Annotated in this window: 14 protein-coding genes and 2 pseudogenes; 12 read left to right on the top strand and 4 right to left on the bottom strand. The window is 69.4% G+C overall.

Going from position 1 to position 14,264, the window contains the following annotated elements; translation table 11 throughout:
* The 7 genes and pseudogenes from C4U03_RS40895 to C4U03_RS38865 all read left to right on the top strand — a co-directional run.
* Positions 1–270, top strand: a pseudogene (locus C4U03_RS40895) (hypothetical protein); the annotation flags it as partial.
* A complete protein-coding gene (locus C4U03_RS38890; RefSeq protein WP_103944813.1) occupies positions 258–1,106 on the top strand; it encodes a serine peptidase in 849 nt (282 codons plus the stop codon). The pseudogene C4U03_RS40895 and the gene C4U03_RS38890, both read left to right, overlap by 13 nt.
* A 675-nt stretch (positions 1,107–1,781) precedes the next feature.
* On the top strand, positions 1,782–2,069 hold the full coding sequence (locus C4U03_RS38885; protein WP_103944811.1) for a hypothetical protein: 288 nt from the start codon (positions 1,782–1,784) through the stop codon (positions 2,067–2,069).
* Positions 2,070–2,105: 36 nt separating this feature from the next.
* Positions 2,106–3,551 (top strand): tyrosine-type recombinase/integrase, encoded by a 1,446-nt coding sequence (locus tag C4U03_RS38880; RefSeq protein WP_268817589.1) that lies wholly within the window; start codon positions 2,106–2,108, stop codon positions 3,549–3,551.
* Positions 3,552–3,748: 197 nt separating this feature from the next.
* Positions 3,749–5,395 (top strand): hypothetical protein, encoded by a 1,647-nt coding sequence (locus C4U03_RS38875; protein WP_200827779.1) that lies wholly within the window; start codon positions 3,749–3,751, stop codon positions 5,393–5,395.
* Positions 5,392–7,620, top strand: a complete 2,229-nt coding sequence (locus C4U03_RS38870) for a hypothetical protein (RefSeq protein ID WP_103944809.1) — start codon at positions 5,392–5,394, stop codon at positions 7,618–7,620. Before C4U03_RS38875 ends, C4U03_RS38870 begins: the two co-directional genes overlap by 4 nt.
* Positions 7,617–8,072, top strand: a complete 456-nt coding sequence (locus C4U03_RS38865) for a hypothetical protein (protein WP_200827778.1) — start codon at positions 7,617–7,619, stop codon at positions 8,070–8,072. Before C4U03_RS38870 ends, C4U03_RS38865 begins: the two co-directional genes overlap by 4 nt.
* Before the next feature lie 22 nt (positions 8,073–8,094).
* On the opposite strand, the gene C4U03_RS38860 is transcribed toward C4U03_RS38865, so the two are convergent.
* Positions 8,095–8,310 (bottom strand): hypothetical protein, encoded by a 216-nt coding sequence (locus tag C4U03_RS38860; RefSeq protein ID WP_103944807.1) that lies wholly within the window; start codon positions 8,308–8,310, stop codon positions 8,095–8,097.
* Positions 8,307–8,900 (bottom strand): hypothetical protein, encoded by a 594-nt coding sequence (locus tag C4U03_RS38855; RefSeq protein ID WP_103944806.1) that lies wholly within the window; start codon positions 8,898–8,900, stop codon positions 8,307–8,309. Before C4U03_RS38855 ends, C4U03_RS38860 begins: the two co-directional genes overlap by 4 nt.
* A 564-nt stretch (positions 8,901–9,464) precedes the next feature.
* On the opposite strand from C4U03_RS38855, the gene C4U03_RS38850 reads away from it, so the two are divergent.
* Together C4U03_RS38850 and C4U03_RS40890 are read left to right on the top strand one after the other, a co-directional pair.
* Positions 9,465–9,773, top strand: coding sequence for a hypothetical protein (locus tag C4U03_RS38850; protein ID WP_103944804.1), 309 nt, complete (start codon positions 9,465–9,467; stop codon positions 9,771–9,773).
* 23 nt (positions 9,774–9,796) lie between these two features.
* On the top strand, positions 9,797–9,970 hold the full coding sequence (locus tag C4U03_RS40890; protein WP_160147255.1) for a hypothetical protein: 174 nt from the start codon (positions 9,797–9,799) through the stop codon (positions 9,968–9,970).
* Positions 9,971–10,141: 171 nt separating this feature from the next.
* Here the strand turns inward: C4U03_RS40890 and C4U03_RS38845 are convergent, their stop codons facing one another.
* Positions 10,142–10,459, bottom strand: coding sequence for a hypothetical protein (locus C4U03_RS38845; protein WP_103944803.1), 318 nt, complete (start codon positions 10,457–10,459; stop codon positions 10,142–10,144).
* A gap of 690 nt (positions 10,460–11,149) precedes the next feature.
* On the opposite strand from C4U03_RS38845, the gene C4U03_RS38840 reads away from it, so the two are divergent.
* Positions 11,150–11,470, top strand: a complete 321-nt coding sequence (locus tag C4U03_RS38840; RefSeq protein ID WP_103944802.1) for a hypothetical protein — start codon at positions 11,150–11,152, stop codon at positions 11,468–11,470.
* Positions 11,471–11,701: 231 nt separating this feature from the next.
* The gene (locus C4U03_RS38835; protein WP_160147254.1) at positions 11,702–11,962 is read left to right on the top strand and encodes a recombinase family protein; all 261 of its coding nucleotides are present in this window, start codon (positions 11,702–11,704) and stop codon (positions 11,960–11,962) included.
* 355 nt (positions 11,963–12,317) lie between these two features.
* Here C4U03_RS38835 and C4U03_RS38830 read toward each other — a convergent pair.
* Positions 12,318–13,136: pseudogene (locus tag C4U03_RS38830) on the bottom strand (IS256 family transposase); the annotation flags it as partial.
* 44 nt (positions 13,137–13,180) lie between these two features.
* Here C4U03_RS38830 and C4U03_RS38825 point away from each other — a divergent pair.
* Positions 13,181–14,264 (top strand): IS30 family transposase (locus C4U03_RS38825; protein WP_200827776.1); only part of this gene is annotated, 1,084 nt, incomplete at its 3' end.

The raw sequence follows: 14,264 nt of genomic DNA, 5'->3' as shown, positions 1-14,264 counted from the left end.
GCAGGCACACCGCTCGGTGAGCCGCTGACCGGCCATATCGGCGCGGTAGCGGCCGTCGCGTGCACTACATGGCAGGGCCGCCTGCTCGCCATCACCGGTAGCGGGGACGGCGCGGTGCGGGAGTGGGACATCGGCTCCGAGCGGCCGCTGAGTGTCCTTGCCACTCCCGATCCGCTGAACTGCCTGGCGGTAGCGCCGACAGGTGAGTTGATCGTGGGGTTGAGCTGGGAGGTCGTCTGCATGGAACGGATGGGCACATGGCGGACGTGATGTCAGGGCCGGTCACGGTGGTGGGCGTGCACGGGGTGGGCAATCACCAGGCGGCGCTGGGCCCAGTAGCGGCAGCGGATCGGATCGCCGGGTGGTGGCACAACGCGCTCCTTGCGGGCCTGCAACGGCCTCACGAGGAGTCGGGGCTCCAGGTGCGGATGGCCTACTACGCCGATCACCTGCGCACCCGCACCCCCCAAGGCCCCGAAGAGCTGGACGCGCTCGATAAGGCGGCCCAGGCCAGGGTGATCGCCTGGGCGCGGTTGCTGGGCGCCGATGAGCCGACCGTGCAGGGCTGGGTGACCGCGCCAGTCCGCGCCGCGATCAGCTGGGTCGCCAACCGCTACGGCTTGGACCACGGCGCGGTCCGCGCCCTGGTCGCCAGGTTCTTCGGTGAGGTCGAGACCTACTTCACCGAGCCGGGCCGACGTGAGCGCGCCCGGATCCGGGTGGCCGAGGCCATCACCGCGGTCCACCCGCAGGTCGTGATTGCGCACTCGCTGGGCAGCGTCGTCACCTACGAGACCCTGTGGGCCCATGAACTCCCGCCGATCGATCTGCTGATCACCCTGGGGTCTCCGCTGGCGATGCCCGACATCGTCCATGACCGCCTCGTCCCCCACGAAGGCCTGCGACGCCGCCCGCCGGGGATCGGCACGTGGATCAACATCGCCGACCCAGGCGACATCATCGCTATCCCCGCCCGCGGCATCCCCGCCCGCTTCGCCGGCGTAGCCGCCGATCGTACCAACGCGATCGGCGCATTCGACTTCCACCGCGCCGTCCGCTACCTCAAGAACTCCGCCACTGCCGATGCCCTCACCGCTCACCTGTAGGGCCTCGGCCGCCTACCCAGGCTCCCACCACGACCGCCGTACACGAACTCCTCGAAGGTCCCGTTGTCCGTCAGGATTCAAGGCCGAGCAGAGCTGACGAGCCCGCCCACTCGTACTGTCCCGTCTCAAGCAAACTGACGCACCGCAGGTCAGGGGCTTACGGCTGTGCCAGCTCAACTGAGACGGGACATCGCAGCTGTTGTTCGGTCTCGTCGAACCTGACGCACGTCTCGCCGACTCGACGCATTCGTTCATCTGCGCCAAGTTCCCTGAGACGCTGCCTGGTGACCTGCGGAGACGATGGAGGAATCTGCCGGGCTGTGTCACGTCCAGTGCGCGGCGGCGGCCCAACCGTCTCACCCAACCTGACACATCCCAGGTCCGTGGCCTGTGCCTGTACCAGATTCATCACGACCGGACAGCCGTGTCTTACGCGCCCACCCGCGACCTCGAGTCGGGCGGTGGGCCGTCCTTGTCCAGGATGCGTCATGCCCTGCTGGCCTCTGGCAGCATGGGCAGGCGATGACAACCCCTCCCGCTCACGAGCCGTCCTGGTGCGCGCCCCACCCGCCTGACGCCGACCCTCTCCCCCGCGACGGGCGACGCAACTGCGGATTTTGGGAGTTCGTCCTGCGGCGCCAGTGGAACCCCGACCAAGGTCCTCCTCCACCGGAGGTGATCGCGGCGATCGACCGGATCGCCGCCCAGCCCGTGCCGATCGCGTCCTTGGTGATCGGCCAGACTGATGAGCTGTGGGTCGGGCCGGGAACGGTCCCTTCACTGGATCACCTGCAGCACTTGGCTGGGCAGCCCGTGCGGATCGGCTCGGCGACCCTGTGGGATCACGTCCCGGGTGCGACCGTTGGCCGGGTCGTGGTCATCGGCACTGGCCGGCATGTGTCCGCGAGCCTGGTGGATCACGATTATGTTCACGGTTCTCGGGTGTCGCTGTTCTGTCTGTGAGAGCCTCCGTGCTTGGGGGTCGGCACGGGGGGTCGCGTGTTCTTGTACAAGACGTCTTCGGCTGCTGCGCTGGTCGGGGCTGGTCTGGGCGGCGTGGACGCCGGGCGGGTGTTGGAGCTGGCGGGAGCTCGTGACGGGGTGCCCTTCATCTTGGGACCGGATGGGTCTTACGACTTAGAGCTCAACCGGTTCGTGCGGGAGATGGACGGGTGGGGTGTTCGGTCGGCGTTGACGGTGGAGGCCTACGCGCGGGATTTGGCGCTGTTCTGCCGGTTCCTGGCGCTGCGGCGGGGTGGCCGGTCGATCTGGGAGGCGGGGCAGGAGGACCTTCGGGCCTATAAGCGGGTTCGTCGACGGGCGGAGGGGTCGTTCCGGGTTGCGGCGTCGACGTGGAACCGGTTCCTGGCGGCCCTGGACAAGTGGGTGGAGTGGGCGATCTATGAGGGGTTGCTGGAGGGCGAGCCGTTCCGGAAGGTGGAGCGGACGGTTGTGACGCCGCGGGGCCTGGCGGTGGTCCGGGTGAACGCGGAGTACGAGCAGGACGAGGAGTCAGGACCGGCTCGGTTCTTGTCGTATGAGGATTATCTGACGTGGCGGGACGTGGGGCTGCTGGGCCGGCTGCCGGATGGTCGGGCGGATCGGTGCTGGCGGGGGCGTAACGGGCAGCGCAACGCGGTGTTCGCCGATTTGCTGGTTGTCACCGGGATGAGGCTGTCGGAGGCGTCCTATCTGCTGGTGAACGAGCTGCCGTCGCTGGTCGAGCGGCAGAAGGTCGGTGCCCTGGCGCTGGCCGCCACGGTCACCAAACGGGGCCGGGCTCGGATGGTGTACGTGTCCCGGCGGGTCCTGCGGGCGCTGCACGCCTATGTCGGCATCGAGCGCGAGGAACTGGTGCACCGACGCGCCGCGGCCGGTGCCTACCGGGTGCCGGCGCAATGGCTGGGGGTGGTGGGCGCCGGCCGGACCTCGGTCACGTTGACGGGCGGGCGCGGCAGGCTGGCCTGCGCGAGGCTGGCGGTGGAGGACCGGGTCCGGTTGGCGAGGGTGGACGCCGCCGGGACGGTGGGTGAGCCGCTGCTGCTGTGGCTGGGCGAGGACGGCTTACCGTTGGGCCGGTCGACGTGGCAGGCGGTGTTCCGGCGGGCGAACGACCGGTGCGCGTCGGTGGGGCTGGACTTGGAGGTCTCCCCGCACACTCTGCGGCACACGTTCGCCGTCCACATGCTGGGTCTGTTGCTGCGCCAGACGGTCCGGGCGTTGCGGATGGAAGATGCGCGGACCCTGTCGGGGCAGCAGGTCAAGCGCATGCTGATCGGGGATCCGATGCGGCGGCTCCAGCTGCTGCTGGGGCACCGATCACAGGAGACGATCTACGTCTATCTCGACATGCTGGATGAGGCGCAGGAGATCGTGCTCGCCGCGCTGGCGGACTGGGACGAGCAGGCCGAAGCGCTCGCCCGGGTGAAGGCCAGCGTCGCGTGAGCGTAGGGGCGCGGACGGGAACTCGTGGCCGGTGGGCCCGGTTCGCTGAAGACGACTGGCCAGACGAGGAGGCCGCTGACCCCGGTGTGTCGGGGGTGGGCCCGGTCGTGTTCACGCTCGGGTTCGAGGACGGCGACGCGGTGGTGGATCTGTCGCAGTGGCCGTGCCCTCGGTTGCGCCGACCGCTCGGGGAAGCTTTGCGCAGGGTCGGAGGGCAGGGCAAGCCGGTGCAGGCGTGGCAGACCGTCCAGGGGTTGCTGCCCCCGCTGCGCAGGTTCCTGGACTTCGTCGCAGCCGCCGAGGGCGCCGGCGGTGAGCACTTCGAGCTGGCGGATCTGGAGCCGGAGCATCTGGACGCCTTTGAGCAGATGCTGGTCAACGTCTATGGCCGCGACAGCGGCCGGCCCCACGCGCAGGTCATGCGGGTGGTGCGTGTGCTGCGCGCGGTCCACGACGGCGACCCGGACGCCTTCGAGCCGGAGTTCGCCGCCCGGCTGGGGTTCACCACCCGGCACAGCGGCCCGGCCTGGACGCCGCTGAACTCCTATCCGGGGCCGGTGTTCGAGGCGATCAAGGCCGCCGCCCTGGCGGACGTCCGCGAGATCCAGGCGCGGATCTTGGAAGGCGAGGCGCTGGCCGGCCGGGGCGAGGACCCCGGCGTCGGCGGGTGGGGCCGGCTGGAGAACGTCCTGTGGCATGTGGTCCACCGCGGTCCGCTGACCGCCGAGGACTCGCATCGGCGCTGGGAGGTGGGCCACCGGCTGGGCGGGGTCTGGCGGCTGAACAGCCGCCTGTACCTCAACGCCCATGATCTCCTGCCTTTTCTGACCTTGCTGATCTGCGTGACCGGGCTGGAGCCGAGCTCTGCCCAGCGGCTTCGAGCCGACTGTCTGGTCAACCCTGCCCGCGGGTTCGTGACGATCAAGTACACCAAGAGGCGGGCTCGCAGCGAGCCGCACAAAACCATGCGGGTCGCCGACGGCGGTGCCGCTCATCATCCCGGCGGCCTGATCCGCCTGGTGCTGCGGCTGACCCAGCGCGGCCGGGACCGGATCGGCGGTGACCTGCTGTGGATCGACCATGGCCACCAGGGCACGCGGGAGACGTTCGCCGGGCGGCGCCGCATCTCGATCAACGGGTTGCACGCCCGGTGGCTGCAGCGCCATGGCCTGGACCAGCTCACCGATCATGACGGCGGCCCGCTGGTGTTGGACCTGCGGCGGCTGCGTAAGTCCTTCAAATCCCAGCAGTACCTGAAGGCCGCAGGGGTACTGGCGGACTTCGCCCAGGGGCATTCCCCGCAGGTGGCTGCCCGGCACTATGCCGACATCGGCGCTCACGACGAGCTCCACGACCGGGCGGTGGAAAACGGCCTGGCCGAAGCGCTCCAGGTCGCATTGCCGCCCCCGGTGGTCCTGGACGAGGACGGCAGCCGCCTCGGCGGAGACGACCTTGAGGATCTTCCGCCCGCACAGGTCCAGGCGGCGCTGTCGGGTGAGCAGGATGTGTTCCTGGCGTCCTGCCGGGATTTCCATCACACGCCGTTCGCTGCTGTGGGCAAGCCGTGCCCGGTGCCGATGTGGGGCTGTGTGGAGTGTCCGAACGCGGTGTTCACCACCCGGCACCTGCCGCAGGTGCTGGCGTTCTTGGATTTCGTGGAACGGCAGCGTGAGGAGATGCCGCCGGCCGAATGGCAGCTGCGGTACGGCACGGCCTGGGACCGGCTGGTGCACGGTGTGCGCGCCAAGTTCTCCGATGTCCAGGTCCGCACCGCCCAGGCCATCACCGAGGCCGACGGCTCCCGGTTGCTGCTGCCGCCCGAGTTGTGGGAGACGATGCTGTGACCGACGCCGTCACCGACCCCGGCCTGCCGGCCTCCTCACCGGCTTTCCCCTCGGCTCTCTCGCTGTCCGGCGTCGATGCCGCCGCGCCGGCGTCGGCGGCGCGTATGGGCGCCCAGCAGGAGGGGCGCGAGGGGTACGTCTTGCCGACCGGGCTGCTTCCCGACGGGCAGTCGGGTCCACGGTTCGATGACGACATCTGGGTGTTACGGCCGCTGCTACGCCGCACCATCATCGCTCCCGACCTGGACTTCACCCCGATCACCGATCCGGTGATGCGGCTGGCCGCCAAGCAGTACCTGCAGTCCCGCCTGAGGAGGGGCCTGCCGACCTCGCGGCGCAGCGGCCGGGGCGCGCGGCCGCTGCAACTGACCTCCGCTCAAGCCGAGCTGACAATGTTCCGCCACATGCTGGCCGAACTACGGTCGGTCGGCGTGGAACGCCTGGTCACGACCCGCCAGCACCACTTGGACGAGCTGCTGGCCCGGTGGAAGCGCACCCTGAGCAGCAGCGCCGTGGCCTGTCGGGTACGGCTGCTGCAGAACCTGGCTGTGCACGGGGAGTTCATGACGGCCGACCGGCTGGAGTTCCTTCCCTGGGCCGGGCGGCCGGCCGCCCAGGTGGCCGGACATCGCCGCGGTGAGGAGAACACCACGCCACGCATCCCTGAGGAGGTGATGGCGCCGCTGCTGCGGGCCGCGCTGTTTTATGTGACCACCGCCAGCGTCGATCTGGCCGCAGCCCAGGCCGAGCTGGAGGGACTGCGGGCGCGGGTGGCCGCCCGCCCACCGCTGGTGTCCGGGGAGGGCAAGCAGGCGCTGGTGGACTTCATCGCCGCCCGCCGCGCTGCGGGCCGCGGCCTGCCCGCCCTGCCGGCCGCCAACGGGCGCCTTGGCCGGGTCCGCCAGGTCGACGGGGTCCTGCAGGCACCGAACGTCTCCCTGATCACGCTGCTGTGCGGGCTGCGCGCGCCCCTCTGGCAAGGGCACCGCAGGCTGCTGCATGACGCTGGCGCCGAACTCGGCTACGAGCCGGGCGGGCTGGCCACCGTCATGTCGCCCTGGCCGGATACCGGCGCGCCGTGGCGGCCGAGCCTGGACGGGTGGCATCTCAACGAGGAGGTCCAGCAGCTGCGTACCGCCTGCTGGATCGTCATCGCCTACCTGTCGGGCATGCGCGACGTCGAGGTCCGTGAGCTGGCCCCCGACTGCGCCTTCACCACCGTGGCCGCCGACGGGCGCCTCCGGCACAAGCTGCGCGGGAAGGTTTTCAAGGGCCGCGGGCTCACTGGCGACCACACCGAATGGGTGGTGCTGGAACAGGTCCACCAGGCCGTCGCGGTCGCCCGCACTCTGCACACCGATCCCACCCACCTGTTCGGCCGCCGCCATGGAGACAGCCACCGCGTGCTGTCGGACATGCCGCAGCGGCTGGAGAATTTCTGCGCCCACCTGGAACACCTGTTCGGCCGCCCCGACCAGCCGTACCTGCCGCGCGACGGTGATGCGCCGTGGCGGTTCACCACCCCGCAGTTCCGCCGCACCCTGGCCTGGCACATCGCCCACCAGCCGTTCGGCGTGGTCGCCGGGGCCCGCCAGTACAAACACACCAAGATCGCCGTGTTCGAGGGGTACGCCGGCACGTCGGCCTCCGGGTTCGCCGCCGAGGTCGCCGCCGAAGAGGCCGTCGCTCGCCTGGACTACGTCCAAGACCTGTACCGGGACTGGAACGCTGGCGGCCGCGCCGGCGGCGGCGCGGCCGCCCGGATCGGGGCGGAGTTCGAACGCATCCGTGCCGAGCTTGGCGACCTGCCCGGTGTCGTCGCCGATGAGGCGCGGCTGCGGGTGATGCTGCGGCACCTGACCAAGACGCTGCACCCGGGCGTGCTCAACGACTGCTTCTTCAACGCCGCCACCGCCGTGTGCGTCAAACGCGCCACCGCCCTGGGCCGCCCGGTCCCCGCGCACACCATGTGCCTGCGCTGCCCCAACGCCCGCCGCTCGGCAGTGCACTTGCCTCGTTTGATCGCAGCCCGCGACCAGGCCCAGCGCCTGCAGGATCAGGCCGCCCTGTCCGATTCGCTGCCGCCTCTGCAGCAGGCCGCGCTCACCACACATGTGGCGGATCTGGACGCCGCGATCGGCCAGATCACCTCCACACCCCCTGAACCGTCCGGTGGGACAGACGTCGACGCCGGGCCGCCAGCACCGGGGGGTGGGGGCCGGTGACGCGGCCGCAGACCCGCGCCCGGCTGGAGGACGCCTTGTCCCGGCTGCTGGCCGGGCAGCCCATCCGCACCGACGGGCAGCTGACGGTGACCAACCTGTGCCGCGAGGCCGGGGTCGGCCGCGATTCCTTCTACCGCAGCCCCGACATCGTCGCCCGCTTCGAGGCCGCCAAGGCCAACGCCCAAGCGCACAAGCCCGAACTCCTCCAATTGCGCGAGGAGATCGCCGAGCTCAAACGCGAGCGCCGCAAGCTCAAGAGCGATCATGCCCGGACGGTCCGTGAACTGGAGAAGACCATCCGCGTCTACGCCAACCAGATCCAAGTCCTCGCGCTGCGCGCGGCGGAGCTGGAAGGCAAGAACACCAGGTTGCGGCGTCAACTCGCCGAGGACGCCGGAGTGACCGCGATCGGCTTGGCCTCGCCGGAGTTGTCAGAGGCTCCCGGAACCTGACCGTCTGCGCACAAGGCGTCGGTCAGGCGGTGCGGCGGTCTTCCCGCGCCCATTTGGCGGCCCACCGGGCGGCCAGAGCGGCGTTCTGCTCAGGGGTGCCGTTGAGATCCTCATCCCGGACCGCATGCGCCAGCAGGTCGTCGTAGCGGGGGTCGTCGGGGGTGATGAGCTCGGCGCCGCAGCCGACCGGGTGGGGCAGCAGCAACTCCCCGTTTTTGATCACGGCCTGCGCGGTCATCGTGATCTCACCTCCAGCCCGTACCTGCGGACATAGTAACGCGCGACCATCTCGGCGACCTCCTCATGCCCGTTGAGGGTACGCACCAGGCGCTGCAGCTGGCCGGTGGACACCATCGCCCACGCTTCGGCCCACCATTCCAGCGGGTCGTACCAGCGTTCCACGATCAGATGCGGGCGGCACCGCAGCATGATCGTTTGCCAGTCGCGCTGCTCGGCCATCCGACGGGACCGTTCGATGACATGACCCAATTCATGATCGACGAGACTTGAGGAGACCGTCCGTCCGGTGCCGATCACCACGGTGCGGCCGACCGTGGCACCAGGCACGTCGTCCCAGACGATCGCCGATCCCGGGCCGATGGGCTGCCCGGACAGGTAACCCAGATGGTCGAGCTGCGGAACCGCGCCCACGCCGACCCACAGCTCGTCCAGCTCGTTGATCGCCAGGGAGGCGATGTGGACGGGCTGGGCGGCGAGCCGGTCGATCACCGCGATGGTTTCCGCAGGCGGGACACCCTGGCCGGGATCCCACTGACGGCGCAGCACGCGCTCCCAGAAGCCGCAGTTGCGGCGGCCGTCACGCGGCAAGGGGTCGGCGTTGGGCGGGTGAGGGGCACACCAGTAAGGCTCACCGGAACGGGGGGTTCTCATCATCGCCCGACCATGCTGCCAGAACCGTACCGGGACCAGTCGCATCCCGATCCGGCCGTGTCGTTGACCGCCGTGAACAGCCGGCCCTCCTTCAGACGGGGCGTCCAGAGTTCTGGGCCGGCAGCCTGGCAGCGATCGGTCACCGAGGAAGAACGCGACCGCACCCGCCTGCGCCAGTTCGTACGAGGCCGGCCCCTCGGATAGGTCGTTGACGACGGTGGGGCCTCCGCCGATGCGGCCGCGCCGGCTGCCCTCTTGGTCTGCAACCGGTCGCTGGCGCAACGGCGTCGTCTGCGGACGGTGGGGGCAACTGCAAGTTGATTAAAGATCGAGTCCACTTCACGGAACCCGGCAATGACAGAACACACCCAGATAGCTACGTTCAGTGATAAATGGTGGTGGGGTCGTGTCGGGGAGGCCGTGGTGCGCATGCCCGGCTTCCCGCTCGCGCGCTCCGGCCGCCGCCCGCAGCCATCCGCCCTGACGTGAGGAGGACAGCAGATGTCCAACGGGTTCCCCGACGGGGAGTTCTGCATCATCAACGAGGCCACCGGCCTGTACCTGGCCGCCCTGCCCGGCGGCACCATCACCGGCTCCCAGCAGGAGACCGACTGGCTGGAGAGGACACGGGAGACGGTGCACTACACCCACACCGCCAACCAGGTGCTGGGCCTGGCCACCGAACCCTCCGGCAAGAACTACGAGCGCTGGTTCCTCGACGACCGCAAGAACTCCTGGGGGCAAGAGCACTACCACCTGGTCAACTACGCAAGGACATCCGCTCCTGGTACACCCTGGCCGCCCCGCTGAACATCCACGGCCGCTACGACCACGTGACGCTGAAGGGGCGCGGCGAGTCGGGCCAGACCCAGTGGCGGGCCGAGGACGGCTACTTCTTCCCCGGCGACCCCACCAAGGCCGTCACCCTGCTGGAGAAGCAGCCCGGCACCTACCGGGTGGTCGTGGCCGACCGCGGCAAGCCCAACCAGAAGTGGCGCTTCGTCTAGCCCCACTCCGGTCGCCCTGGGGCGCGGGCTTCGTCCGCCCGCGCGCCGGCAGGCGGCCCGCGCCGGCGGCGCCCGGATCGCCGGTAGGCGGCGGTACCGCGTCGCCCTGATCGACCCCGCCGCCTCCGCCTCCTGGCGCGGGTGACGGGGTCGACCTGCCGGGCGCGGGTGCTACAGGACTACGACCACGAACGGCTCGTCGGCCGCGCCCGAGGGACGGCCGGTGCCCACGAACACGTTCCGGGAGGCGTCCCCGCAGTCGACCGGGCCCTCGTTGACCAGCACGATGCTGTCCCAGTTGGCCCCCCACTTGGGCGTGGCGACCACCAGCGCGGTGGAGGCGTCGATACCGGCCTCCAACTCGATGCAGTATCGCCCGGTGGCGGTCTTGCGGACCGCGGTCACGCCCTTGGACCTGATCACCGAACCGTCGGCGTTGACGATCGCCCCGGCGCGCGCGTACGGGGCGATGGCTCCACCCAGTGCCATGCGGTACTCCTTTTCCTGACCCAGCGGCATCCGGCCACGGCACAGGCCCGGCCTCCAGGCCGACCCCGCGCCCACCGGACGGGCGGGGGAACCCACCCGATCTGGTCACCCCACGAAAACACGCCACCACGCACCGTGCTGACCGGTGTGTCGCCTGGCGGAACGGGGATCGAGGAACATCGGCTCACCGCAGACTGACCGGCCCCGGTCCGATCCGAGCGACAGCCGAACAATCGGATCTGCGCCGGCTGCATGACTTCCTGCGCCGAGGAAGTGAACCGGGGTTCCGGGACTATCCGGCCGGGTTCGAGCGCTAAGCACCGGAACCGCAGGTCAGGACGGGGACACTGCGGACCGGGTTTCGGCGCGGTGTGGCCGCTGGCGGCCCGGGGCAGAAAGGGCGGGCGACCGAGTGCGACGCGCCGACCTGGGCTGGAGCGATTCGGTGGACCGGGCAGAACCGTCGTTCTGCCGGGTCGGCAAGGCTTGGCGTTAATACTCGCCAAGAGAGTCCTGGAACTCCAAGTTGATCAGAGATCGAGTCCGCCTCACGGAACACGACGCTGACAGAACACACCCAGATGGCTACGTTCGGCGATGAACCGACGACCGGGCACGCCCCTTGGGTCCCTGCCGTGTCACACGTGACGGCGGGCTGTGGGGGATTGCTCTCGTTCCCGAAGGAGGAACATGCCGACCATCACCGGTGCAGGCCGCACGACGCCTGGCCAGAACTGGCAGAACTACACGGACGGTCCCGGCATCTACCTGGACGTCAACACCTCGAGCGCGGGCTTCAACCCCGCCCTGGGCACCCCGGTCTACACCATCTCGCTCGGCGGAAACCAGAGGATGTGGTACCTGGCCGGTTCCTCCTCCGTCTACGAGCCGACGGTCACGGGATTCAGGGTCTACCTCAGGAAGCTGGAGCTGGAGGACGGAGAACTGACGGTGAACGACGCCCAGCAGTGGGGCCTTCACATCAACTGGATCGGTGCGCAGAACCTCTAGCAGAAAGACACCGCCCGGCGATGCGGCGACGAGCGGTCAGATCCGCAAGGTCTCTCCGCGAAGGGAAGATCAACTAACGGAACGCCGCACCGCCGGGGCAAGCGCCCACGGAGCGTTCACGGGCGGCGCGGCAGTCCTGTCGCGCCACCCGTCCGGGCCATAACCGCCGGTCCGGCCGGCCTCCTGGTCCGCACCGAAGGGATCGCCGAGGGTTTCCGGCCCGCCGAAGGCGTGCGGCTGTTCGAGGACCCGGCGACCACCTCCAAGATTCCCGTATTGGAGCGGCCCGCGTTCGCCAGAGTCGCCGCGGCCGCGCACCCCGGCGACACGCTGACTGTGTCGGAGTTGTTCCGGCTCTGCCGCGACCTGGTCGACATCCACAACGTCCGCGCCTGGTGCCAAGCCCGCGGCCTCGCCCTGCGGGTCCTGTCCGGGCCGCTGTCGAACTTCCACGACCTGGCCGCCAGCGACACACGACCACGGATCTGCTGATCAACGTCATCACGGCCGTCGGCCAATTCCAGCGCGACATCCAAAACGAGCTGACCACCGAGGGAGCCGCCGCAGCGGAAGCTGAAGGCCGCTACCGCGGCCGCCCGCCCGCCCTCACCGGAGACGACCTGGAAAAGGTGCAGTCGGCCTACACCGGACAAGGCACCCCGATCGCAGCACTCGCACGCGCCCACGGAGTCAGCCGCGCCGCCATCCCGACCGCACTGGGCAACCTCCTGCCCGACCAGAGCGCCCCATCCCCTCGATCAGCCTGACCGAGAAACAACCCTGTCGACCTGCGGGAGCCTGTAACGCCAGGTGTGTAAAGTTGATCTTGGATGGTGTCTGGTGTTCTTTACCGGATTCGGCCTGGGTAGGCGATGGTGAGTTCGTTGAGTGCTTCGCGCCAGCCTCGGGTGTGTTGCCCTTCGATGAGGCGTCCGGGGTAGCCGCTGCGTTTGCCGGTGCCGGCGGCTCGTTCGCGGGCGCGTTTGTCCTCGATGTTGAGGATGGCCAGCCACAGCAGTTTGACGACGGCGTCGTCGCTGGGGAAGTGGCCGCGGGCCTTGGTGACCTTGCGGAGCTGGTAGTTCAGGGACTCGATGCTGTTGGTGGTGTAGAGCAGTCTGCGGACCGGCGGGGTGAAGGCCAGGAACGGGGTGAAGCGGTCCCAGGCGTTCTCCCAGACCTTGACCGCTTGGGGATGTCTGCGGCCCAGGTCGGTGTCGGCGAAGGCGGCCAGTGCGTCGAAGGCGGCCTCGGCGGTGGGCGCGGTGTAGATCTTCTTCAGGTCGGCGGCCATCGCGCTGTGGTGTTTGCGGGGCACCAGGCGCAGCGCGTTGCGGATCAGGTGGACCACGCAGGTCTGCACGGTGGTGTGGGGGAAGGCCGTGGTGATGGCCTCCTCGAACCCGGTCAGCCCGTCGCAGCAGGCGATGAGGATGTCGACCACGCCGCGGTTGCGCAGGTCGCTCATCACCGAGGCCCAGAACTTGGCGCCCTCGGCGGCGGTGGTGGTCTGCTGCGGGGTGCGGGCCAGCCAGATGCCCAGCACGTGCTTGTCGCCGTCGGCGTCGATCCCGACCGCCAGGTAGGCGGGCTTGTTGGCGACGGTGTGGTTGTCGCGGACCTTGACCACCAGGGCGTCCAGGAACACCACCGGATAGACCGCTTGAGTTCTATCGGTGGTTGTGAACGTTCCGGTGAAGGGATGTTCGGATGCCTCGGTGGGCGCACAACAAGCTGCCGTCGTCGGTGAAGAAGCGGTACTTCGAGCTGCTGCGGGAGGGGCACAAGGGTGCAGCAGCAGCCCGGGAGATCGGCGTGTCGACCAGCTGCGGGTCGCTGTGGTTCCTCGACGCTGGCGGGGTGATTGTCCCCGACCTCGGACCCATCTCCCCGCGCTTCCTCACCCAGGACGACCGGATCGCCATCGCCGATGGTCTGCAGGCCGGCGACACCGTCAAGCAGATCGCCGCGTCGATCGGTAAAAGCTTTCAGACCGTGTACCGGGAGATCCGGCGTAACAGCAAACCAGATGGGCGATACCAGCCGTGGTGGGCCCACAACCAGGCACTACTGCGCCGCCAGCGGCCCAAGCCGGAGAGGATCCGCTCCAGCAGGCCGTTGCGGACTGTCGTCCGGCACAAGCTCGCCGACCGGTGGTCACCACAGCAGATCTCCCGGTTCCTGGCCCGCACCTACCCCGGCCAAATCGACATGCAGGCATGCCCGGAGACGATCTACCGCGCCCTGTTCGCCGGGCTCCTCGGCCATAAGCCCGGCAAGCTGCGCACCGGCCGGACCCGCCGCAAGCCGCACCGCCGCGGCGTCCCCGTCCCCAACAAGATCAAGAACATGACGCTGGTGGCGCAACGTCCGCTCGAGGCCAACGACCGACACATCCCCGGCCACTGGGAGGGCGACCTCATCATCGGCCGCGGCCAGGCCTCGGCCATCGGCACGCTGGTCGAGCGGACCACCCGCTATGTCAAGCTGATCCACCTGCCCCGTGGCTGGAAGGCTCCCGCGTTCCGCAATGCGCTGATCACCCAGACCGCAGGGATCCCGCCCGAGCTCCGCAAGACCCTGACCTGGGACCAAGGCCGCGAGATGGCCCTGCATGAAGACATCGAAGCCCTCACCGGCTTTCGCATCTACTTCTGCGACCCCCATGCGCCCTGGCAACGAGGCACCAACGAAAACACCTATTGGTGCAAGGTGGGTCGTGCGGGGCTGCTTCGACGGGAGAGGCTCCGCGATGGGCCGCTGGGTGACTCGGAGAACACGTGCCGGAAAGCTT

It is taken from the genome of Thermomonospora echinospora, assembly GCF_900108175.1.
Classification (GTDB): Bacteria; Actinomycetota; Actinomycetes; order Streptosporangiales; family Streptosporangiaceae; genus Thermomonospora; species Thermomonospora echinospora.
This window is presented reverse-complemented; position numbering and strand designations above follow the sequence as displayed.